This is a genomic window from Sulfuriflexus sp., from assembly GCF_032250955.1.
In the GTDB taxonomy this organism is placed as follows: Bacteria; Pseudomonadota; Gammaproteobacteria; order AKS1; family AKS1; genus Sulfuriflexus.
Window position 1 is genome coordinate 49,602 of the sequence record NZ_JAVVES010000003.1, and the last position, 21,441, is coordinate 71,042.

Genomic DNA, 21,441 nt, shown 5'->3' on the forward strand with positions numbered 1-21,441 from the left:
TAGCGTTACCGCTATTCCTGTCTATCGGGTATGGGTTTCAAAATATGTCGTGAGATGCTCAGACAACAACTCTGGTTCCGCGCTGAAGCTGACGATACCGGCACGCCGGGTCGAGTCGGGCATGCTACTGACAACACAGGTAGCAGAATCCTGGGCCCAGACCTTGCCGCCACGCGACGCAATCAACTGTGCGCCACGTACCCCGTCATTACCCATGCCACTGAATACAATGGCGCTGGTACGCGAACCATAACGTATCGATATATCCGTCATCACGGTATCAATTGATGGGGTATAGATACTCTTGAACTCCATCGCCTTTAAACGAATATAACCCTCGGCATCTATTGTTACCCGCTGTGTAGTCGGTGCAACCACAACTTCATTATGCCGCAACAAGTGGCCCTCGCTGGCCTGCACAACCTTGAAGTGCGAAACCTGGTCGAGCTGTTTCGCCAGCAGGGGAACAAAGTTGCTGCCGATATGCTGCGCCAGTACAAAGGCTACGGGTATATCGGCTTTTATTTCGGCAAGAAAGCGTTTGACCATTTGTGGGCCACCGATCGAGGCACCAATCACCCAGACATTACGGGCCGCAACACCGGCGGTGGAAATCAGTTTTGATACAGTCTTTTTCTCCGCATCAACTTCCAGGCTGGCCTGTAGCAACGCCTGCTTTTTGATCGACTCCAGATACTCGGCCTCGGCCAGGTATTCCGGTGTGATCTCCGCGGCGGGCACTTCGTTCGGTTCCCGGGCAGGCGTTGTATCTGCTGCAGGATCGGCAGGCGCACTGTCGAGCGCGGTGAGCGCACCGGCATTTTTCCGGCTCTTGACCGAGACCTGCTGGACGGCGGCTTCGACAACCTTTTCAACCGATTCGCCAACCATATCATTGAGTTTCCTGGCGAGGTTGCGCCCCCAGTCCCCACCAGGCTGTGCCGCACGCATGCGCGTTGAATTGGCCTCGTTAAACAGGGTCGGTAGCGGACTTTCGAGAAGCTCATCAAAAAAATCGAGATCGCGCTCGACATTATCGTCCAGGTCGACCAGCAGGACATCGGCATCATCGGCGTTTAAACGACGTATGCTTTCGGCACACAGCAACCGACTCTCAATCACTTGCATGCCACTGCCTTCGAGCAAGGTCTTGAGATTGGCGCGTTGGTTATCAGAATCGGACAGTAGAGCGACACGTAGCTGGCTGGTTTCGGCAACGGCTGTCATCTCAGCGTGACTCATTCAGCGTCTCTTTAATGTTCTGCAACAAGTCGCTTTCCTGGAATGGCTTGCCCATATACTGATTGACACCGATGTCCATGGCCCGCTGGCGATGCTTGTCACCGGTACGCGAGGTGATCATGATAATCGGGATAGACTTCAGCTTCTCATCATTGCGGATATGCGTCGCCAGTTCATAACCATCCATACGCGGCATCTCGATATCGAGCAGGAAAATATCCGGTATCTGTTCCTGCAACACGGCTACCGCGTCGACGCCGTCTTTCGCCGTGATGACTTGCATATTATTACGCTCCAGCAAGCGTGTCGTAACCTTGCGTACGGTAATTGAGTCATCTACCACCATGACAGTAAGCGGGCGGTTTGCCGTCTTCGCGGCGGCAGCGACAGTCCGTTCTGCCTCGCTGGTCTCGCGCTCCAGGGCCGGGCGCGCCACGTCCATATAAACGAGTGACGCAATATCCAGGATCAGGGCGACGCGGCCGTCGGCAAGGATCGTCGCACCCGAAATGGACTGAACGGTGCTGATCTGCGGGCCAACCGGTTTCACCACGATTTCACGACTACCACGCAGGGCTTCCACCTGCAGGGCAATGCGATGGTCGCCGGCACGCGCCAGTAGCACCGGCAACCTGCCTCCCGGCCCGGGCAACAGCGGCCGATTCAGGCCCAACTGTGTCCCCAGGTGCATGAAGCGGTAATCATGCCCGCCATAACTATAACGGGCATCATTGCTGGAATAGAATTTTTGCAGTTCTTCGTGGCTGACCCGGGCGACCCCTTCTACGGAGGACAGGGGTATCGCGTAGATATCTTCACCGACGTTCACCAGCAGGGCCTTGTTGACCGACAGCGTCAGCGGCAGGCGCACGGTAAAGCGACTACCCCGCCCCTTTGCGGTATCGATCTGCAGGCTGCCACCAAGTTGTTTGATCTCGCTGTTGACCACGTCCATGCCGACACCGCGACCGGATATCTGGGTAACCTTCTGCGCAGTACTAAAACCGGATTCAAGGATAAAACGCACAACCTCCTTATCGGTGAGATCCGAGTCCTCTTTCATCAACCCGCGGTCCCTGGCCTTGTCACGGATCGCAGCCAGGTCAATACCCTTGCCGTCGTCGCTGAGGCGAATGACGACTTCGGTCCCTTCACGGCTGATGGCAATATGAATCGTGCCTGTTTCCGGCTTACCACTCTTCTTGCGCTGGGCCGGGGTTTCCATGCCGTGGTCAACGGCATTACGCAGCATATGCTCAAGGGGTGGCAGAACGCGGTCGAGGACGTTGCGGTCCAGTTCGCCTTCTTCACCCGTGACAACCAGGTTAACGTCTTTCTTGATCTCGTTACTGGTCTGGCGAACCAGGCGGCGCAGGCGCGGCAGATGCAGGCTGAACGGCACCATGCGCGTCCGCATGAGGCCTTCCTGCAACTCGGTGTTAATCCGTGACTGTTGCAGCAACAGGGTTTCGCTCTCACGGGTCTGGTTATCAAGCAGGCCCTGAATACTGTTCAGGTCGTTCAGCGACTCAAGCAGGGCCCGTGACAACTGCTGCATATTGGAGAAGCGGTCCATTTCCAGTGGATCGAAATCCTGATCGTACTCCGCGCCCGATTCCTCGAAGCGGTACATGATCTGTGCTTCGGTTTCGATTTCGAAGCGACGCATCTGTTCACGCAAACGAGAGATGGTCTGTTCCATTTCCGTCAGGTTATAGCGGAAGGTGCCGACCTGTTGCTCGATACGGGAACGATAGATACTGACCTCACCGGCGAAGTTCACCAGTTCATCAAGCAAATCGGCACGCACACGAACCTGTTCGTGTTGCATCCGGCCGCGTGCCTGCCGTTCAGGCGACTCTGCTGCAACGGCTGGTTGCTCCGGCAGCGGTGGCATAATAACCACTTCTTCCTCTTCCGGCTCAACCGCGTCCGTGGCGGCTTCTGCGGCAATCGCATCGTTTACCACCTGCTCGTCATCAGGGACATCACCGGCGGCCTCGACCGCAGCCGTTGCCCCTTCGCTATCAACTGTTTCGGCAGGCGCGGTGGCTTCTGCCAGTTCATCAAGGCTTTTTCCTGCTGCCAGGGCCTCCAGCTTCGCGACGAGTGCGTCTTCCGCCGTCAGCGGCTGGTTATCCCGTACCTGTTCGAGCATCGTGACCAGCTCGTCATGTGCCTGCTGTACCAGGTCAAACATCTTTTTCGAGACCTGTACGCGGCCCTCGGTAATGGCAATAATCATGGTCTCAAGACTGTGACTCAAATCGCCAATCGCACTGATGCCCGCCATGCGCGCACCGCCCTTGAGGGTGTGAATCTCGCGCTGCAGCTGTTCTACAAGTTCCTTATCATCCTGCTGGTTTATCCAGTTCTGCAGGGTGACCTCGCTGGCGTCAAGTATCTCAACGCCTTCCTCGATAAAGATTTCCAGCAGTTCAGCATCGAAATCGTCATCGTCAGTGACCGCCGACTCGACCGTTGTTGGCGGGCTGAAGTGGGGCTCTTTGCCCCGTGCCGTTTGTCTGGCCGACGCTGTTGTACGGCGCTCAAGGTCCAGCTCCTGCTCGTAGAGTTCGTTGAGCTCGTCCAGCAAGGATAGCTTGTAATCCGTGTCTGCCTCAGGGTCAGCCAGCTCACTTACGCGTTGTCGAACGACCCGCGAGAACCCGGTCATCGCGGCAATGGTGGCCTCGTCAACACTACTGTTATTTCCCTGCAACAACTTGATATATTTTTCCAGCAGGTTGCTGACTTCGGCAATATCGGCAATACCGGCCATGTGTGCACTGCCATGCAGTGTATGCACGGCACGGGTGACTTCTTCGTTGATACGGCAATGCTCGCCCTGCCCCTGGCATTGCTCAACAAAGGCATCAATATCGCCCAGGTGACGTCTGGACTCCTTGGTAAATATTTCCAGCAACACCGGGTCAATGCCGCTGCTTTCTTGCCCGGCATCATCAGCGTCTTCAGTATCCTCGCTCTTGATTGCCTGGCTAGCGGCAACACTTTCCATGCTGGCGATAACGCCTGGTCCTTCACCTTCCGCGGGGACCTGCATATCGCCGGTCTCGACGCGTGGCAGGCTGCCACTCTTGCTCATCACGTTGGCGGCATTCTGCAGGCTGTCAACATCGGTCACCGGCGCCGCACCGCCTTTGAAATGCTCGACCAGTTCCGGCAGGGCCGCCAGACCCTTGTCGATCAGATCCAGGGCATCGGTACTTAGCGGGATTGTCTTGTCGATAATGCGGTTCAGCAGGTTTTCAAAGGCCCAGGCGAATTCCCCGATAGCCATTGCGCCCACCATGCGACCACTCCCTTTCAGGGTGTGGAAGGAACGCCGAACCGTGGTCAGGGCCTCTTCATCATCCGGATTCTGTTTCCATTTCGGAAAGTACTCGTCCAGCGTGACCATTTCCTCGCCGGCCTCTTCGAGGAAGATCTCGATAATCTCATCATCGAGTTCGTCTTCTTCAAGACCGCCCGCCGGGGGCGGCGACGGCGCAGGCTCCGTTACCGGTGCGGCTGTTTCGGTAACTGCTTCGTCTTCGGGCTCGGCTTCCGCCGCGAGAGTGTCCGGGCTGATTATCTCATCACCCTGTTCGTCAACGGCAGCAAGCCCGATGGGGTAACCCAGCTTACTGACCCGGTCGCGGGCGATCTCCAGAATCTCGTTACGATCGCTACGATTTTCTTCCAGCGCCTCGAGGTAATACTCGATACTGGTTATCGCATCGGCAAGGGTTTCGAGCGTGCCCTGATCCGGGATACTCTTCTTTTCGATAAGGTCGTTACTGATATAATCATTGCAGGCTGAGAGCAACTCGGCAGCATCGTCAAGTGACAGCATCGACATGCTGCCACGAACCTGGCGATTCAGTTGCGGCACTTCCAGTAACAAGTCGTGTTCCCACGGCGACGTGATAAACGAAACGATGGCATCCTTGACCCGCGCCATATCCGTCTTCGCCTCGGCGATAACCGCCTTGAGCAGCTCCTGCTGATCGCTGTCCTGTAACAGTGTCGCACTGCCCTCTGTATCGCTCTCTTCGACTTCTTCGCCTTGCAGACGCTTGAGGCCTTGCAACACTGCACTGCCCTGCGCCTCACCACCCGTGCCACCTTTTTTGAGTTCGTCGAGGCTTGATTCGATAAAGATAAAGCCGCTTGCCATTTCCATAAAGGTGGTTTCATCGGGTGGCAACTTACCGGCGATCATGTCATTGACGATTGCCACCTGCTCAACCACGACGTTACGTTGCATGCCAAGGCCAAGCATGCCCAGTGTGTCTGCAACCTTTTTCAGGGCATCGGCAACGGCTTGCAAGCTTGTTATATCGCGCTGCTCTGAGCGCATAAACAGATCGATATCATCCCGGATGCGGGCGAGGTCTTCATGCACGACACTGGCAACGGTTTCGAGCACCTCGAGATTCACGCCACCGAGGCTGGCCTGTTCTGCTGTTTGTGTACCAGTGCCTGATAACAGATCATCAAGCCGGAAGGTTTCACGTAGCGCCGTTACCGTTGGCCCCTGGCTGCTGGCGCTCGCCACATAAAAGAGCAGGTTCTTGACCAGATCAACCGGCTGCTCACTCGCAATAGCCGCTTCACCCTCGTCAATGATCCGTTTTATCTGGCGGTCAACCTGGCCGAGCAGAAGTTTGCTGGAAACACTGGCATCAAGCCCTTCGTCAATCAGGGCTTCAATCAAGCCTCCGGCGACCCAGAACAACTGGTTACCGGCGGGTTCACGCAGGGCGCCACGCAGCTCGCGAACCACGTCTGCCAGCTGCTGCAGTGCCTGGTCAACATTACGGTCACGGAACCAGCTAACCAGGCCCATCTGGTAACGGTGGCGCAGTTTTTTCGCCAGTGCAGAGGCGTCGTCATCGACCGGGTTATTGCTTGCCGGTGTCGTGACGGAAAGGTCTGGAGAGAAAAATGCACCTTCCGAGAGCAGGCCCTGGCCACAGGTGGCGCGCATATCATTCAGCAGCGGCAGCAAGGCCACGGGCACATCCTTGTTACCGGCCTGCAGGTATTCCAGGTAATCCGGCAATTGCAGAATTGCGCGCATGAGGACTTCGTAGGCGTCTTCTTTCCTGGCGATGTTTTTGTCGATCAGGGCGCGCGCAATGTGCTCCATTTCCTCGGCAACCATAACCGCACCATACAACTCCACCATCTTCAGCGTGCCGTGCACCTGGTGAAGATGTGTCGCGCAGAACTGCAATTGAGTCTCGTCTTCAGGATTCTCGACATAGGCCTCAAGGGCCTGCCGTGCCTGATTCAGGGTTTCGTCAATCTCACCCTTGACCCAGTTCAGCGTACTGTAATCGTAGCTATCAGCCATATATTTTCCCGCGCCCTCTGCTTATGCCGATGGTAGTCGGCGGAAGGCCAGCGTATCGTTAAATTCAATCTTCTCGATTATTGGCGGTTGCCAACCGAGGATTTCTCCCGCACCGAGTATCAGTACCCCACCTGGCAGCAAGTGCTCGACCAGGTTGTTCAGAATCTCAATGCGCCGTTTACGGTCAAAATAGATCAACATGTTCTGGCAAATGATAAGGTGCACCTTGCCGATCGGCACATGCTCCATTTCCAGCACATTCAACTGCGCAAAACAAACCCGTTTACGCAATGCCTCGTTCACTTCAAAATGCGTATCACTGACGCGTCTGAAATACTTGCCGCGCAAAACCGCATCCACATCCCGTAGCTTGCGACTGTGATAAACACCCTTGCGCCCTGTTGCGAGTGAGGCGAGGCTGATATCCGATGCCGTTATCCCGAAGTAATACTGGCAGTAATCCGTTTCCCTGAAGTGATCCAGTACCATCGCCAGTGTATAAGGCTCTTCACCTGTAGAGCAGCCGACACTCCAGCACTGAATCGTCCCCGGCGGTTCGTCCTCTGACATCCATTGCGGCAAGACCAGTTCACGCAGCATTTCGACCGACGCCATGTGCCGGAAAAAACGCGTTTCATGTACCGTCAGCCGGTCAACCAGCGTCGCCCATTCGATCGCGCCCTCGCAGCCATTGAGGACGTGTTCGTAATAGAGCTGGTAATCGGTAAAACCGATCTCGCGCATGCGAATACCCAGGCTGGTGGTCAAAAATGAACGCCGTTCATTTGGCAAAATCATGCCAGTGCGATCTTCCAGCAGTGTCTTCCACTGCAGGTAAAGCGCATCATCCATGTTGGACATGGAATCAAGACCTGACCAGGCTGCAATCGCCATGCTTGCTCTATCCTGTTGTTACAGTCCGCGAACCCGTGTCCTTATTCCGGCAATTTGAAGCCGGATACCGAACGGCGCAATTCATTCGCCAACTCGGCCAGGTTACCAATCGAGGTGGCTGTCTCATTGGTCCCGGCGGATGTCTGCGTGGTAATTTCCTGAATCACATTCATGGTCTCGGAAATGCTCGTTGCGGCACTGGACTGTTGATGGGCGGTGCCGGAAATATTATTAATCAGCTCAGCAAGCTGGCCGGACACGCTCTCGATTTGCTCCAGGGCCTGACCCGCGTCCTCGGCCAGCTTCGCACCGGAAACCACATTGGCGGTACTTTGTTCCATGGAGATAACCGCTTCGTTGGTATCGGTCTGAATGGTTTTCACCAGTGCTTCGATCTGCTTGGTAGCGTTCGATGAACGTTCAGCGAGTCGCTGCACTTCGTCGGCAACCACCGCGAAACCACGACCCTGTTCGCCGGCCATGGCGGCCTGGATTGCGGCATTCAGGGCGAGGATGTTGGTCTGGTCGGCAATGTCGTTAATCAGTTCAACGATATCACCGATTTCCTGTGAGCTTTCACCAAGACGCTTGATGCGTTTCGAGGTCTCCTGGATCTGCTCACGAATCGTATCCATACCGCGGATATTATCCTGCACCGTGGTGGCACCCTTACGCGCGGTATCCACTGAGCGGCGCGCCACTTCAGCTGACTCGGCGGCGTTTCGGGAAACGTCTTCAATCGACACGGCCATCTCATTAATCGCGGTGCTGGCACCGGTAATCTGCTGGGCCTGGTGATCAGACGCCTCGGCCAGGTGCATGGCGGTGGCCTGCGTTTCCTGGGAAGCCGACGATACCTGCACGGAGGCCTCGTTAATCGATGTGACCAGGTTGCGCAAGGCGTCGGTGGTGTAGTTCACCGAGTCGGCGATAGCACCGGTAATGTCTTCGGTCACTGTCGCCTGCACCGTCAGGTCACCATCCGCGAGGTCCGCCATTTCGTTCAGCAGACGCATAATCGCCTCCTGGTTACGCTTGGTGGTGGCTTCCGCTACCGCCTGGCGTTTTTTCGCATCCTGCGTATAGAAGAAGACAAACAGGCCGGACAATACCAGGGTGAGAATACCGAACAGGCCACCGGCAATTGGCGCAATACGGTTACCGATATAGGTATTGTAGTCATCGATCAGGGTGGTCAGGTTGGCGAGCAAGACCCCCGATCTTAACGAGGCCTGTTCAGCCGCATCGTGAACGAGGAACAACTCCGGCGAGGCTTCCAGCACCGTACCCACCAGGTCGGTGACAGTCTTCAGAACGTCACCGACTTCGGTCAGTTTGTCGCGGGCATCCGGGTCACTGACCTCGGTAATGCGCAAGCGGCGGTCGCCCTTCAACATGCCGCGGTGCACGCGCCCGAACAGGGCGGTGTCGCGACCAAAACGGTCGGCGGCGGTGGCGGCGCCCTGGCCCCCCTGAATCACGCGGGTGACGTTATTGGCAATACGCTGGGTCAACATGAGCTGGCGGCTGGCAATATAGATTTGCTGTGGCGCGGCACCCGTCTCAATCAGGATCCCCACCACCTCATCCGACAAGGCCAGCAGGTTTGGAATGTTATCGGAAATCGCCTGCACCGACTGACCCAGTGACAGGATCGCGTCCTTACGTTCCAGGATGGCGTCGATGTTATTGCGGTATTTAGACCAGGTGTTGCCGACGGCATTCAGTTGTACGCTGACGTCTTCGGGTGATTTGGCAAAACCACTGGCCGCGTCGCCCTGATCGAGGGCATTGAAGCTGCTTTCAAATTGATTACGCAAGGTCTGCAGCCGGGCAAAGGAGTTTTCGTTACCCTGCGAGGCCTCGATAGCGAAACGCGACATGGTCTGCGAAAGCACCCGCTGTTCACCGGCGTTTGTCAGGTACCTGGCGTCATAACTGGTCCTGGTGGTGTTATAACCAAGGAAGACAGCCATTGCCACGAACGAGATGCCAATCCCGACCGCGAGCGCGGTTAGCTTGTACTCCTTCAGCTTGCTGAGATCCAATACGTTCTTGACGTTCTTCATTTTATTCTCTCCTGAACTCCGGTAACCGCTTTGTTATTGTCGGCCCACATGCTTGATGCCGACCTGCAGTCCATTTGGCTTACACTGCGACTTGTAAAAACAGCGGGCTTTTCGCCAATGCGTGCATACTAAATATTCCCCATTCTTCGGTATCCTGCTGATAGGCACCGCTGAGGTAGCTTTTTATAAAATTATCAACTTCGGGTAACTTGCTCTTTCGTTCTTCATCCTGAAAATGCCTCAACCCCAGAACCTCATCTACCAGCAGTCCGGAAAATATGCCGCCATGATTCACCACCAGGACACGGCTTTTTACGGTCAATACGGTGGGCTGCTTGGTCAGGTAATCCTGCAAATCCATAATCGGCAGCAGGTTGCCGCGCACATTGGCAATGCCTCTGACCCAGGTCTTCGTCCCGGGGACGCGTGACATAGCAGGATAGGTCAACAACTCGGTAACCTCGTCCACGGGGGTCACCATTTTCAGGCCACCGATCCGGAAGCCGATGGCCAGGGAAGTGCTCTTCAACTCTTCCTGTTGCGGCAGACCGGCAGCGTTTTTGATGCTGCGGCGTTCAATCTCGCGCAGCAGGGCTATCGGATCGATTTTTTTTACCTTGGCATTCATCGCTTGATAGTCGTCTTTAACCGGCCAGTAAGGCATTAATCTTTTCGATCAATATTTTCTCGTCTACCGGCTTGGTCAGGTAATCCTTGGCGCCCTGGCGCAAACCCCAGACACGATCCGTTTCCTGATCCTTGGTGGTGACGATAATAATCGGGATGTCTTTGGTCTCGTCATCATTCGAAATCTGCCGTGTGGCCTGGAAGCCATTCATACCCGGCATAACAATATCCATCAGAATCATGTCCGGCTTTTCCGCTTTCGCGGCCTCCACGCCTTTTTCACCGCTTTCCGCCGATGCGGTATCAAAGCCGTGCTTCTCGAGCATGGTTTTCAGAACGTGGATCTCGGTAGGGGAGTCATCCACTATCAATATGCGTGCCATTCGGTTGTTCTCCTTATTTTCATTTCCAGACCATGAACGTTTTCACGACCACGGCAAACATCATGCACGGACTTCGATCACATGCCGGGTGATCGCGCCAAGCAGCTCATCTTTGGTAAAGGGTTTGGTCAGATATTGTTCGGAACCCACGATACGGCCCCGCGCCTTGTCAAACAGGCCATCTTTACTGGAGAGCATGATCACGGGGGTCGATTTAAAATTCTGGTTATTCTTGATAAGCGCGCAGGTCTGGTAACCATCCAGGCGCGGCATCATGATATCAACGAAAATGATATCCGGGCGATGATCGGCAATCTTGGCCAGGGCCTCGAAGCCATCCGTTGCGGTAATCACATCACAACCGGCCTTTTTCAACAGGGTTTCTGCGGTGCGCCGGATGGTCTTGCTGTCATCGATGACCATGACATTCAGCCCTGCGTAATCCCCGTTCGTTTTAGTCTCGCTGGCCACTCTCACCCCTCGTTTTTCTCAAATCCGGATCGTTATTTAGAAACAATAGTTGTTATTTTTAACATTTAACACAAATTGTAGGTAGTTTCTATAAGCTATTGCAAATAATATGTATTCTTGCCCCTGCCAACCCCTTTCCGGCAGTCCCCCAGGCTCACCCCGCCCCTGGCGTGGGCGACAATCGCCCCCTGACAATTGTCCCCCCCCTAATTAAAGACGCTCGCGGGCCAATCGTCCAGTTTGCCGGCCCCGGACTATTCTGCCCATGCCAAGTGCTGCGCAATAAGCTACCATGAAGACTTGTTTTCGGATACCGGGATACGGCCAACACCATGCCTGAACACAGCAAAACCATCCGCCTCGGCGTTGTTATGGACCCCATCGCCTCTATCAAGTATGCCAAGGACAGTACGCTGGCCATGCTGCTTGAAATCCAGGCCCGCGGCTGGCAGCTCGAATATATGGAGCTAGAGGACCTGTCCCTGCAGGACGGGCGCGCCTTCGGGCAAATGCGCCAACTTACTGTGCGCGCGGATGCGAACGACTGGTTTTCGCTCGGTGCGCCGCGCCGGGAGGCACTGGCCGAACTCGATGTCATCCTGATGCGAAAAGATCCGCCTTTCGACATGGAATATATCTATAGTACCTACCTGCTGGAAGCGGCCGAGGCCGAAGGCGTCCTGGTCGTCAACCGGCCGGAGAGCATTCGCAACGCCAACGAGAAGCTGTTTGCCGCCCGCTTCCCTGACTGCATGCCGCCCTCGATGGTCACCCGCCGGGCCAATGAGTTACGGCGTTTTCTCCAGGAGCACGGCGACATTATCCTCAAGCCCCTCGGCGAAATGGGCGGGGCCTCAATCTTCCGCGTCCGCGACGGCGACCCGAACACCAACGTCATTATCGAGACCCTGACCGGCAATGGCGCGCGCTATATCATGGCGCAACGCTTTGTGCCGGAGATCAGCCTTGGCGACAAGCGCATCCTCCTCATCGATGGCGAACCGGTGCCCTACGCCCTGGCGCGCATCCCGGCCGCCGGCGAAACCCGTGGCAACCTCGCGGCCGGCGGCCGTGGCGAGGGCGTCGAGCTCAGTGACCGCGACCGGGAAATCTGTGCCCGGGTCGGCCCGGTGTGCCGCGAACTCGGGCTGATCTTCGTCGGCATTGATGTCATCGGTGATTACCTGACCGAGATCAACAGCACCAGCCCGACCTGTATCCGCGAACTCGATGCCCTCTACGGACTCAATATCAGCGCCCAACTGATGGACGTCATTGAAAAAAGGCTGTCATGAGCACACTCCCGTACCTGCGCCGCGGCCTGCTGGGCGCGCTGACGATCATCCTGATAAGCATTAGCCTGTCGGGCTGTGAGCGTTCGCAACCGGCAACCAAATTCAACGAAACGGTCTATACCTTCGGCACCCTCGTCGAGGTCACCCTGGTCGGGGTGGAGGCGGCGCACGCCCGCGCCGCCTATAACGCCATCCTCGATGACTTTGACTATATGCATGCCACCTGGCATGCCTGGCAACCCAGCGCCCTCGCCCGCATCAACGGCCTGCTAAAGACCGGCGCGTCCTTTTCACTCGCGCCCTCGGTGCTGCCCCTGATCACCTCGTCGCAGACCCTGTCGACACAAAGCGAAGGCCTGTTTAATCCGGCCATCGGCCAGCTCATCAACCTGTGGGGGTTTCACAGCGATCAGCGCGATGACCAACAGCCTCCGCCCGCGCCGGCCGAGATAGCGGCCTTGCTGGAGAGTGCACCGGGCATGGATGATATTGTCATTGAAGGCCTCAACATGCGCGGCACCAACGCCACACTGCAGCTCGACTTTGGCGGCTTCGCCAAGGGCTATGCCGTCGATGTCGCCATCAACCACCTGCGCGAACTCGGCATCGAAAATGCCATTGTCAACGCCGGCGGCGACCTGCGCGCCATTGGCCGCCATGCCGACCGGCCCTGGCGCGTGGGGATCCGCCAGCCGCGCGGTGAGGGGGTGTTCGCCTCACTGGAAATTGAAGGCGACGAGAGCGTTTTCACCTCCGGCGACTATGAACGCTTCTTTGAATATGACGGCCAGCGCTATCACCACATCATTGACCCGCGCACAGGTTACCCGGCCAGTCAAACCCGCTCGGTCACGGTCATCCATGCTGACGGGGCCACGGCCGACGCCGCCGCTACCGCCCTGTTTGTCGCCGGCCCGCAAGACTGGCATCGCATCGCCAAACAGATGGGCATCAAGTATGTCATGCTGATCGACAAGCAGGGCCGGGTCCACATGAACCCGGCGATGGCCCGGCGGATCAAGCTAACTAACCAGCCTGAGATCCTCCTCAGCGCGACGCTGTAATTGCCGCCCGTGGCCGCGACTACACGCATGCTGACCCTTGCCGATGGTATCTTGATCATCAGCGCCGGCCTGTTGCTCGGCTTCCTGTACAGCGGCACCTTTTCAACCCGCCCGGCGCAGACCGCGATCATTACCGATCACCTCGGCCAGCATCAGCATATCGATATGCGGCGCGACCAGGTCATTACCCTGCAGGGCGCCATCGGCGACAGCACGCTACAGGTCACCGGCGGCCGTTTGCGGTTTACCGACTCCCCCTGTCGTAACAAGCTGTGTATCCAGAACGGCTGGATCGAGCATGGCGGGGCCGCCGTCGCCTGTCTGCCCAATCGCTTAAGTGTGCAGCTGGCGCGCAATGACAATGACTTTGATGCCATCAACTTCTAGCATGACCGCCTCTCCCGGCCTTAGCCTGCAAGCCAACCGCGATGACCTGCGTATCGCCGGTTTCGCTGCCCTGGCCATCGTTATCCACCTGGCGGAAAGCGCCCTGCCGACGCCCCTGCCCGGCTTCAAACCCGGGTTCGCGAACATCATCAGCCTCTACGTCTTGCTGGCCTATGGCTGGCGCATGGCCGCCTGGGTCAGTCTCTTGCGCGTGCTCGGCGGCAGCCTGTTACTGGGGACCTTCCTCTCGCCGACCTTCATGCTCAGTCTCAGCGGGGCCTTGGCCAGCCTGGCTGTGCTTGCGGTCAGCATCCACCTGCCCGGCCGCCCCTTCGGCCCGGTAGGGCACAGTTGCCTGGCGGCGCTGGCGCACATGAGTGGCCAGTTTTTTGCTGCCTATAGCCTGTTTATGCCCCACCCGGCGTTATTGTTGCTATTGCCGGTTTTGCTTACTGCGGCCCTTTTGTCTGGCATTGTTGGCGGTATAATCACGCACAAGGTAATGCAACAGATGCAAGAAATGCGATCCACATGACTCACACCGCCCCGCTGCCAACACCGACGATCACCGCCTTTGACCGCTTCGGCCTGACGCTTTTCTTTGCGGTAGTCATCCATGCCCTGATCATTCTCGGCATCACCTTCAGTAGCGAGTCGCTGAACAAACCCGAGCACATACAGACGATGGAAATCACGCTGGTGCAGTCCAGAAGTGAAAAACCGGTAGAGGACGCGCAGTTCCTCGCCCAGGCCAACCAGCAGGGCAGTGGCAACACCCCCGACATCGAAAAGCCCGTGGCGCCGCGCCGGCAGGAAGTCGCCACCCCGCACAAGAATACCGGTACCGCCCCAGAGAGCAGTCCGGCGGTCACGCCCCGCGAGCAAACCCCGCAGACACAACAACAGGCCGTGATGACGGCCGACGCAGCCACTAAACCGGTACCGGACAGGCCGCAATCGGCGTCACAACAGAACAAGACCCCGAGCGCGAGCCAGATGATCAGCCACGCCCTACAGATCGCCAGCGCCAGCGCCGAATACGAACAGCAAAAACTCGCCAACAAGAAACAGAAACGCAGCAAGTTCATCACCGCCAGCACCACCGAATACAACTACGCCGCCTACCAGGACGCCTGGCGGCTCAAGGTCGAGCGCATCGGCCGCATCAACTACCCGGAGGAGGCCACGCGCCGCCGCCTGACCGGCAAGCTCATACTAACCGTGGTGCTACGCGCGGACGGCAGCATCCAGGACATCAGCCTCGTCCAATCCTCCGGCAACCGCATACTCGATGATGCCGCGCAGCAAATTGTGCGCCTCGCCGCCCCCTACGCGCCGTTCCCGGATAATATCCGCGCCGAAACCGACCTCTTGCACATCACCCGCACCTGGATCTTCCAGAGTGGCAACCGCCTGACCTCGCGCTAGGAAAATAAACACCAGGAAATGTGAACCTCACCAGCCCAACGCAGAGACGCGAAGTCGCAGAGGACGCCAAGGGTTTTAGTTAATGTATCTCCGCGACCTTTGCGACTTCGCGCACTTTGCGTTCCCAGCCGGGAACACAAAAATTCCACCCCTGGCAAACGCTCATCATCCCAGGATGTTGATTTTAATCACTGGATTCCGGCCTCCGCCAGAATGACGAGGCTGTGGCGTTCAGGATTTTCTCCCGGCTTTCGCTATCGATACGACCTCAGGGGTTTCTGCATCTTGCCAGCCGCGGGCGAGTGCCGGATACTTGCGGTATGACTGATACGTCCTATCTGAACAACCACTTTCTCATCGCCATGCCGGCGCTGGAAGACCCGAACTTTTTTCACAGCGTCACCTACATCTGCGAGCATAACGAGCAGGGGGCGATGGGCATCATCATCAACCAGCCACTCGATATCGAGCTGGGTGAGGTTCTCGCGCATATGGAAATGCAAAACTCGGATACGGCGACCGGCCACCAGCCTGTGTATCTCGGCGGCCCGGTGCAGACCGAGCGCGGTTTTGTCCTGCACCATCCGCTCGGTCAGTGGGACTCCATGCTCGCCGTTACCGACCAGGTCGGCGTCACGACCTCGCGCGACATCCTGCAGGCGATGCATGATGGCAACGGCCCCCAACATGCCCTGGTTGCACTCGGTTATGCCGGCTGGGCAGCCGGCCAGCTGGAACAGGAACTGGCCGACAATGCCTGGCTGACCTGTCCGGCTGACACCGCCATTATCTTTGATACCCCGATCGAGAACCGCTGGACAGCGGCAGCCGCTTCGCTGGGCATCGACCTGGGTCAGCTTTCCGGCGAGATCGGGCACGCTTGATGCCACAGACCCTGCTCGGCTTTGACTACGGTCGGCTGCGAACCGGCGTCGCGGTCGGCCAGACCCTGACCGGCACCGCCACCGCCCTGGTCACCTTGCAGTCACGTCATCACAAGCCTGACTGGGACGGCATCGACAGGCTCATCCGCGAATGGCAGCCCGATGGCCTCGTCGTCGGTATCCCCGTGCACATGGATGGCACCGAACAGGAAATGACCAAAACCGCACGTAAATTCGGCGGCCAGCTCAAAGCACGCTACAATCTGCCTGTTTACGAGGCCGATGAGCGCCTCAGCTCCGCCGAGGCCGAACAGAACCTCGGTGGCGGTCAGGACAAGGCTGCTATCGATCGCGAGGCCGCACGCCTGATCCTGCAGGCCTGGTTAAATGAACAGGGGATGGAATGAGAACCGTTGACGAAGATGTAGAACAGCATATCCACGCGATGGGCGAGGCCCTGCAGGCCCAGCTCGCCGAGGCCGATATCAGCGACCCTGTTATGGTCGGGATACACACCGGTGGCGTCTGGGTCGCCGAGCGCCTGCACCAGCAGCTCGGCATCAAGGAGGCCCTCGGCACGCTCGACATCTCGTTTTACCGCGATGATTTCACGCGCGTGGGCATGAACCCGCAGGTCAAACCCTCCGCGTTACCCTTTTCCATCGAGAACCGTCACCTGATCCTGGTCGATGACGTCCTGCATACCGGCCGCACCATCCGCGCGGCCATGAATGAACTGTTCGACTATGGCCGCCCGGCCTCGATCTGGCTGGCCGTGCTGGTCGAGCGCGATGGCCGTGAGTTACCGATTGCCGCCGATGTTGCCGCGCTCAACATCCACCTGGCCAGGGGCGAACAGATCAAACTAAACGGCCCCGAACCGCTGAGCCTGATAATTTTTGAGGCAAAGTAGAAAAAAATCTGCAATAATGCCGACTTAATGACAACGCGTAGCGCTAACTCGTCCACTGCCCCGATCAAACGGCCGCGAACGATCCAGATCGACAGCAACGGCCGACTCCGTCATTTCATTGCTATCGAAGGTCTATCCAAGAGTATCCTCACCGAAATCCTCGATACTGCCGAGTCATTCGTCAGTGTCACCGCCCAGAATGTAAAGAAGGTCCCGCTGCTGCGTGGCCGCACCATATGCAACCTGTTTTTCGAACCGAGCACGCGCACCCGCACCACCTTCGAGCTCGCCGCCAAGCGCCTTTCGGCCGACGTCCTCAACATCAACATCAGCGCCTCCAGCTCGAGCAAGGGCGAGACCCTGCTCGACATGCTGCGCAACCTCGAGGCCATGCACACCGATATGTTCGTCGTCCGCCATTCGAGCAGCGGCGCGGCGCAGTTTATCGCCAGCAAGGTCGCCCCGCACATCAGCGTCATCAACGCCGGCGACGGTAGCCACGAGCACCCCACCCAGGCCATGCTCGACATGTTCACCATCCGCCAGCACAAGCCGGATTTCTCGAGTCTTCGCGTGGCCATCGTCGGCGACCTCATGCACTCGCGTGTCGCCCGCTCCCAGATCCATGCCCTGAACACCCTCGGCGTCGGCGAACTGCGCGTGGTCGCGCCGCGCACCCTGATCCCGGTCGGCATGGAAAGACTCGGCGTGCAGATTTACCAGAACCTCGAGCAGGGCATCCGGGATGTCGATGTCATCATCATGCTGCGCCTGCAAAACGAACGCATGCACGGCGCCTTCATCCCCAGCGAACAGGAATACTTCCAGCTCTACGGCCTGACCGAAAAACGCATCGCACTGGCCAAACCCGATGTGCTGGTCATGCACCCCGGCCCCATCAACCGCGGCGTGGAAATGGACTCGGCGGTGGCCGATGGCGAGCACTCGGTGATCCTGCAACAGGTGAGCAACGGCATCGCCGTGCGCATGGCCGCGATGTCGATGACCATGCGCAGCCGCGCCGACGCGGAGGGCGAGGCATGAACTCAATCCATATCAAGGGCGGCCGCCTCATCGACCCGGCCAATGCCGTTGATGCCGTCACCGATCTCTACCTCGCCGACGGTGCCGTTGCCGGTGTCGGCACGGTCCCGAAAGGTTTCAAGGCCGACACGGTCATCGATGCCACGAACAAGATCGTCTGCCCCGGCCTTATCGACCTGGCCGTGCATCTGCGCGAGCCCGGCCAGGAACGCAAGGCCACCATCGCCAGCGAGACCGCGGCCGCCGTGGCCAATGGCATCACCTCGGTGGTCTGCCCGCCGGATACCTCCCCCATTGTCGATACCGAGGCCGTGGTTGAACTCATCCTGCACCAGGCCAAGCAGTCGGCCAGGGCCATGGTCCTGCCGCTTGGTGCCCTGACCCTGGGGCTAGCCAGCGAGCAACTCAGTGAAATGCATGCCCTCAAGGGCGCCGGGGTCATCGGCCTGAGTAACGCCAACCAGCCGCTCACCAATACCCTGGTGGCGCGCCGCGCCTTTGAATATGCCGCCACGCACGACCTGACCGTGTTCATTCACCCGAACGACCCGAGCCTGAGCGGCCACGGCTGTGCCCACGAAGGCCCGCTGGCGACCCGCCTCGGCCTGCCCGGCATCCCCGAGGCCGCCGAAACCGTCGCCGTCGCCCGCGACCTCGAACTCATTGAACAGACCGGCGTGCGCGCGCACTTCTGCCGCCTGTCGACCAACCGCGCCCTGCACATGATCGCCCGCGCCCGCCACGAAGGGCTGGCGGTGACCTGTGACGTCGCCGTCCACCACCTGTATTTGACCGAAGTGGATATCCTCGACTTTGACAGCGCCTGTCACCTGATCCCGCCACTGCGCAGTGACCGCGACCGTGATGGCCTGCGCGATGGTCTGAACCGCCACATCCTCGATGCGATTTGCTCCGATCATCAGCCACATGAACCCGATGCCAAGCAGGCGCCGTTCAGCGAGACCGAGCCAGGCCTGTCCGGCCTCGATACCCTGCTGCCACTGGTGCTGCGCCTGGCCGACGAAGGCGTGCTCTCGCTCAGCGATGCGCTGGCCAGGGTCACTGCGGCCCCGGCCGATATCCTCGGCCTGGCGAGTGGCCGTCTCGGCACGGGCGCGCCGGCCGATGTCTGTATCTTTGACCCGCAGGCCAGCTGGTTCGTCAGCCCCGAGACCCTGCACAGCCGCGGACACAACACCCCGTTTACCGGCTGGGAGATGATTGGCCGCGCTACCCAGACCCTTGTCGGTGGCCGCCTCGTGTTCGACGCCGCCAACTAAAAGCCACCCTTATGAGCAACCTCGCACCACACCGCAACACCATCTTCAGCGAAGACGCCGCGATCATCTCCCACGAGGCCTTCGCCGGCGAGCAATACGTCTTACGCCTGCAGGCCCCGAAGATTGCCGCCAGTGCCCAACCCGGCAGCTTCGTGCATCTCCGCTGTGCCGAACTGTTGCCGATGCGCCGGCCGATCTCGATCATGCGCGTCGATGCGAACAAGGGTTATGTCGATTTGCTCTACAAGGCCCTCGGCCATGGCACGCGCCTGCTCGCCGAACGCAAGGTCGGTGAAGTATTAAGCGTCATGGGCCCCATCGGTCGGCCATTCGCGCCGAGTGCCGAGCGCAGGCGTCCCCTGCTGATCGGCGGTGGCGTGGGCATGCCGCCGATGATCTTCATCGCCGACAGCCTGCGCGACACGGCGCACGAACCGTTCGTGATCCTGGGTTCGGAAGTTCCGTTCCCGTTCAAGGTGCAGCCCTCCACGCACCTCGTGCCCGGTCTGCCGCCCGAGGTCATCGGCACAATGCCCATGCTCGAAGACTGGGGCATCGCCTGCCGGCTCGCCAGCCTGCAAGGCTACCCCGGTTGCTATGAAGGCTACGTCACCGACCTGGCCCGCGCCTGGCTCGATGCCTTGAGTGAAGCAGAACGCAACGAAGTAGAGATATTTTCCTGCGGCCCGCACCCCATGCTTGAGGCCGTCGCCAGACTCGCCAGCGAATACAACCTGCCCTGCCAGGTCTCGCTCGAAGAGTTCATGGCCTGCGCTGTCGGCGGCTGTGCCGGTTGCGTGGTAAAAGTACAAACTGAAAATGGCCCGGCCATGAAACGCGTCTGCGTTGACGGGCCGGTGTTTGATGCGAGAACCGTGTTCTCGTAATTAATAAATAATGATTGATCTTTCATTCATCAATCATCATTCCAAAATCATCGATTAGTTCCCCCCTAATATTACAGCTTGACGATATGTCATTTCTGACATACATTTATACGCATGAGCCCTCATGACAAGGATGTTGTCTGGCTGCATGGTGAGGTCAGGACGCCACCATTTTCTCAACAGGCCCGACTTGAATCCGGTTATCTATTGAGACAATTGCAGCGCGGAATGAAATTGGCGATGCCGCAATCTCGCCCCATGCCCAATATCGGGCGTAGCTGCCATGAGTTACGGATTAACGATGAAAACTCTACCTGGCGAATTATCTACAGAACAGATTCTGATGCCATTGTGATTCTTTCGGTCTTTGAGAAAAAAACCAGCACCACACCACAACATATTATCAACACATGTAAAGACAGGATCAGGAGGTATGACAATGAAAACAGCTAAACGTAACAAACTTGAAGCCAACGGCTGGAAAGTGGGTAATGCTGCTGATTTTCTGGAATTGTCAGATGAAGAGTCCGCCTATATTGAACTCAAACTGAAATTGGCAAACAAATTAAAAGATGCCCGAAGCCAGCGACGATTAACCCAGAAACAACTCGCCGAGTTAATTGACTCCAGCCAATCCCGTGTCGCCAAGATGGAAACAGGCGACCCTTCCGTCTCTCTGGATTTATTGATTAAGGCTCTTCGGAAAAATTAGTGGGTAAAAATATAGCGAATTTGGAGCAATAGAGATAGTTTTCTGGAAATTGGAGGGTAGAGCACCCTGTCCCAACTCTGAGAAGATGGAAGTATCGAGCAACCATCAAGCCAGAGAAAAAGGAACAGGATGCAGATCAAGACTATCCTCAATCGAGTCCAAAAATTCAAATCATTTGTGTATGGGGCCGTGCGGTTGGTGGAAGGTGCACCGGTACCGACGCTGGAAGTTGAGATACAGCCCCGCTCAAATAGCCGCCCGGTCTGCAGTGGTTGCGGGCATAAAAGGCCCGGGTATGATCGGCTGCCGGAGCGGCTGTTTGAGTTTATCCCGATGTGGGGACATAAGGTGTTTTTTCGCTATACGCCGCGCCGGGTTGATTGTCCCGTCTGTGGTGTGCGGGTAGAACGGATGCCCTGGGCGTCAGGTAAGCACCGGCTGACAGAGGCCTATGCCTGGTTCCTGGCAGGTTGGGCGAAGCGCCTGAGCTGGAAAGAAG

General features: G+C 57.8%; 20 protein-coding genes and 1 pseudogene. 14 read left to right on the forward strand and 7 right to left on the reverse strand.

Annotated features, from left to right (window positions below; all coding sequences use genetic code 11):
• Positions 1-21: 21 nt before the first annotated feature.
• The 7 genes from RQ738_RS00940 to RQ738_RS00970 form a co-directional block, all read right to left on the reverse strand.
• Positions 22-1,242, reverse strand: a complete 1,221-nt coding sequence (locus RQ738_RS00940) for a chemotaxis protein CheB (protein ID WP_314161500.1) — start codon at positions 1,240-1,242, stop codon at positions 22-24.
• Entirely contained in the window at positions 1,229-6,604 is a 5,376-nt protein-coding gene (locus RQ738_RS00945; protein ID WP_314161501.1) for an Hpt domain-containing protein, read from the reverse strand. The genes RQ738_RS00940 and RQ738_RS00945 overlap by 14 nt, the downstream gene beginning before the upstream one ends.
• A 21-nt stretch (positions 6,605-6,625) precedes the next feature.
• Positions 6,626-7,498 carry a protein-glutamate O-methyltransferase CheR gene (locus RQ738_RS00950; RefSeq protein WP_314161502.1) on the reverse strand — a complete coding sequence of 291 codons (873 nt, stop codon included), beginning with the start codon at positions 7,496-7,498 and terminating at the stop codon, positions 6,626-6,628.
• Between the two features lie 41 nt (positions 7,499-7,539).
• Positions 7,540-9,567 (reverse strand): methyl-accepting chemotaxis protein, encoded by a 2,028-nt coding sequence (locus RQ738_RS00955; RefSeq protein ID WP_314161503.1) that lies wholly within the window; start codon positions 9,565-9,567, stop codon positions 7,540-7,542.
• A gap of 79 nt (positions 9,568-9,646) precedes the next feature.
• Positions 9,647-10,231: a chemotaxis protein CheW gene (locus RQ738_RS00960; protein ID WP_314161504.1), complete on the reverse strand. Its 585-nt coding sequence runs from the start codon at positions 10,229-10,231 to the stop codon at positions 9,647-9,649.
• On the reverse strand, positions 10,212-10,577 hold the full coding sequence (gene pilH / locus RQ738_RS00965; protein WP_314161505.1) for a twitching motility response regulator PilH: 366 nt from the start codon (positions 10,575-10,577) through the stop codon (positions 10,212-10,214). Before pilH ends, RQ738_RS00960 begins: the two co-directional genes overlap by 20 nt.
• A gap of 60 nt (positions 10,578-10,637) precedes the next feature.
• Positions 10,638-11,000 (reverse strand): response regulator, encoded by a 363-nt coding sequence (locus RQ738_RS00970; protein WP_314161518.1) that lies wholly within the window; start codon positions 10,998-11,000, stop codon positions 10,638-10,640.
• Between the two features lie 380 nt (positions 11,001-11,380).
• Here RQ738_RS00970 and gshB point away from each other — a divergent pair, with 380 nt between their 5' ends.
• The 14 genes and pseudogenes from gshB to RQ738_RS01035 all read left to right on the forward strand — a co-directional run.
• The gene (gene gshB, locus RQ738_RS00975) at positions 11,381-12,343 is read left to right on the forward strand and encodes a glutathione synthase (RefSeq protein WP_314161506.1); all 963 of its coding nucleotides are present in this window, start codon (positions 11,381-11,383) and stop codon (positions 12,341-12,343) included.
• Positions 12,340-13,407, forward strand: coding sequence for an FAD:protein FMN transferase (locus RQ738_RS00980; RefSeq protein WP_314161507.1), 1,068 nt, complete (start codon positions 12,340-12,342; stop codon positions 13,405-13,407). The genes gshB and RQ738_RS00980 overlap by 4 nt, the downstream gene beginning before the upstream one ends.
• A gap of 9 nt (positions 13,408-13,416) precedes the next feature.
• The gene (locus RQ738_RS00985) at positions 13,417-13,794 is read left to right on the forward strand and encodes a NusG domain II-containing protein (RefSeq protein WP_314161508.1); all 378 of its coding nucleotides are present in this window, start codon (positions 13,417-13,419) and stop codon (positions 13,792-13,794) included.
• The gene (locus RQ738_RS00990; RefSeq protein ID WP_409929506.1) at positions 13,778-14,329 is read left to right on the forward strand and encodes a Gx transporter family protein; all 552 of its coding nucleotides are present in this window, start codon (positions 13,778-13,780) and stop codon (positions 14,327-14,329) included. The genes RQ738_RS00985 and RQ738_RS00990 overlap by 17 nt, the downstream gene beginning before the upstream one ends.
• Positions 14,326-15,222, forward strand: coding sequence for an energy transducer TonB (locus tag RQ738_RS00995; protein WP_314161509.1), 897 nt, complete (start codon positions 14,326-14,328; stop codon positions 15,220-15,222). The genes RQ738_RS00990 and RQ738_RS00995 overlap by 4 nt, the downstream gene beginning before the upstream one ends.
• 320 nt (positions 15,223-15,542) lie before the next feature.
• Positions 15,543-16,106 carry a YqgE/AlgH family protein gene (locus RQ738_RS01000; RefSeq protein WP_314161510.1) on the forward strand — a complete coding sequence of 188 codons (564 nt, stop codon included), beginning with the start codon at positions 15,543-15,545 and terminating at the stop codon, positions 16,104-16,106.
• On the forward strand, positions 16,106-16,513 hold the full coding sequence (gene ruvX, locus RQ738_RS01005) for a Holliday junction resolvase RuvX (RefSeq protein WP_314161511.1): 408 nt from the start codon (positions 16,106-16,108) through the stop codon (positions 16,511-16,513). The genes RQ738_RS01000 and ruvX overlap by 1 nt, the downstream gene beginning before the upstream one ends.
• Entirely contained in the window at positions 16,510-17,019 is a 510-nt protein-coding gene (pyrR, locus tag RQ738_RS01010; protein WP_314161512.1) for a bifunctional pyr operon transcriptional regulator/uracil phosphoribosyltransferase PyrR, read from the forward strand. The genes ruvX and pyrR overlap by 4 nt, the downstream gene beginning before the upstream one ends.
• Before the next feature lie 27 nt (positions 17,020-17,046).
• Positions 17,047-18,063 carry an aspartate carbamoyltransferase catalytic subunit gene (locus tag RQ738_RS01015; RefSeq protein WP_314161513.1) on the forward strand — a complete coding sequence of 339 codons (1,017 nt, stop codon included), beginning with the start codon at positions 17,047-17,049 and terminating at the stop codon, positions 18,061-18,063.
• Positions 18,060-19,343 (forward strand): dihydroorotase, encoded by a 1,284-nt coding sequence (locus RQ738_RS01020; RefSeq protein ID WP_314161514.1) that lies wholly within the window; start codon positions 18,060-18,062, stop codon positions 19,341-19,343. Before RQ738_RS01015 ends, RQ738_RS01020 begins: the two co-directional genes overlap by 4 nt.
• Positions 19,344-19,354: 11 nt before the next feature.
• Positions 19,355-20,230 (forward strand): dihydroorotate dehydrogenase electron transfer subunit, encoded by an 876-nt coding sequence (locus tag RQ738_RS01025; RefSeq protein ID WP_314161515.1) that lies wholly within the window; start codon positions 19,355-19,357, stop codon positions 20,228-20,230.
• 114 nt (positions 20,231-20,344) lie between these two features.
• Positions 20,345-20,683, forward strand: a complete 339-nt coding sequence (locus RQ738_RS13695; protein WP_409929507.1) for a type II toxin-antitoxin system RelE/ParE family toxin — start codon at positions 20,345-20,347, stop codon at positions 20,681-20,683.
• Positions 20,670-20,942, forward strand: coding sequence for a helix-turn-helix transcriptional regulator (locus RQ738_RS01030; protein WP_314161516.1), 273 nt, complete (start codon positions 20,670-20,672; stop codon positions 20,940-20,942). The genes RQ738_RS13695 and RQ738_RS01030 overlap by 14 nt, the downstream gene beginning before the upstream one ends.
• Before the next feature lie 129 nt (positions 20,943-21,071).
• Positions 21,072-21,441: pseudogene (locus RQ738_RS01035) on the forward strand (ISL3 family transposase); the annotation flags it as partial.

What these genes read in the sequence shown, in the direction of transcription:
- ruvX (WP_314161511.1), top strand. Translation starts at nt 16,106, where the DNA reads ATGCCACAGACCCTGCTCGGCTTTGACTACGGTCGGCTGCGAACCGGC.
- RQ738_RS00940 (WP_314161500.1), bottom strand. Translation starts at nt 1,242, where the DNA reads ATGAGTCACGCTGAGATGACAGCCGTTGCCGAAACCAGCCAGCTACGT.
- RQ738_RS00950 (WP_314161502.1), bottom strand. Translation starts at nt 7,498, where the DNA reads ATGGCGATTGCAGCCTGGTCAGGTCTTGATTCCATGTCCAACATGGAT.
- RQ738_RS00960 (WP_314161504.1), bottom strand. Translation starts at nt 10,231, where the DNA reads ATGCCTTACTGGCCGGTTAAAGACGACTATCAAGCGATGAATGCCAAG.
- RQ738_RS00995 (WP_314161509.1), top strand. Translation starts at nt 14,326, where the DNA reads ATGACTCACACCGCCCCGCTGCCAACACCGACGATCACCGCCTTTGAC.
- RQ738_RS00955 (WP_314161503.1), bottom strand. Translation starts at nt 9,567, where the DNA reads ATGAAGAACGTCAAGAACGTATTGGATCTCAGCAAGCTGAAGGAGTAC.
- RQ738_RS01025 (WP_314161515.1), top strand. Translation starts at nt 19,355, where the DNA reads ATGAGCAACCTCGCACCACACCGCAACACCATCTTCAGCGAAGACGCC.
- pyrR (WP_314161512.1), top strand. Translation starts at nt 16,510, where the DNA reads ATGAGAACCGTTGACGAAGATGTAGAACAGCATATCCACGCGATGGGC.
- RQ738_RS01015 (WP_314161513.1), top strand. Translation starts at nt 17,047, where the DNA reads ATGACAACGCGTAGCGCTAACTCGTCCACTGCCCCGATCAAACGGCCG.
- RQ738_RS00945 (WP_314161501.1), bottom strand. Translation starts at nt 6,604, where the DNA reads ATGGCTGATAGCTACGATTACAGTACGCTGAACTGGGTCAAGGGTGAG.
- pilH (WP_314161505.1), bottom strand. Translation starts at nt 10,577, where the DNA reads ATGGCACGCATATTGATAGTGGATGACTCCCCTACCGAGATCCACGTT.
- RQ738_RS01000 (WP_314161510.1), top strand. Translation starts at nt 15,543, where the DNA reads ATGACTGATACGTCCTATCTGAACAACCACTTTCTCATCGCCATGCCG.
- RQ738_RS01020 (WP_314161514.1), top strand. Translation starts at nt 18,060, where the DNA reads ATGAACTCAATCCATATCAAGGGCGGCCGCCTCATCGACCCGGCCAAT.
- RQ738_RS13695 (WP_409929507.1), top strand. Translation starts at nt 20,345, where the DNA reads ATGAGCCCTCATGACAAGGATGTTGTCTGGCTGCATGGTGAGGTCAGG.
- RQ738_RS00990 (WP_409929506.1), top strand. Translation starts at nt 13,778, where the DNA reads ATGCCATCAACTTCTAGCATGACCGCCTCTCCCGGCCTTAGCCTGCAA.
- gshB (WP_314161506.1), top strand. Translation starts at nt 11,381, where the DNA reads ATGCCTGAACACAGCAAAACCATCCGCCTCGGCGTTGTTATGGACCCC.
- RQ738_RS01030 (WP_314161516.1), top strand. Translation starts at nt 20,670, where the DNA reads ATGAAAACAGCTAAACGTAACAAACTTGAAGCCAACGGCTGGAAAGTG.
- RQ738_RS00970 (WP_314161518.1), bottom strand. Translation starts at nt 11,000, where the DNA reads ATGGTCATCGATGACAGCAAGACCATCCGGCGCACCGCAGAAACCCTG.
- RQ738_RS00980 (WP_314161507.1), top strand. Translation starts at nt 12,340, where the DNA reads ATGAGCACACTCCCGTACCTGCGCCGCGGCCTGCTGGGCGCGCTGACG.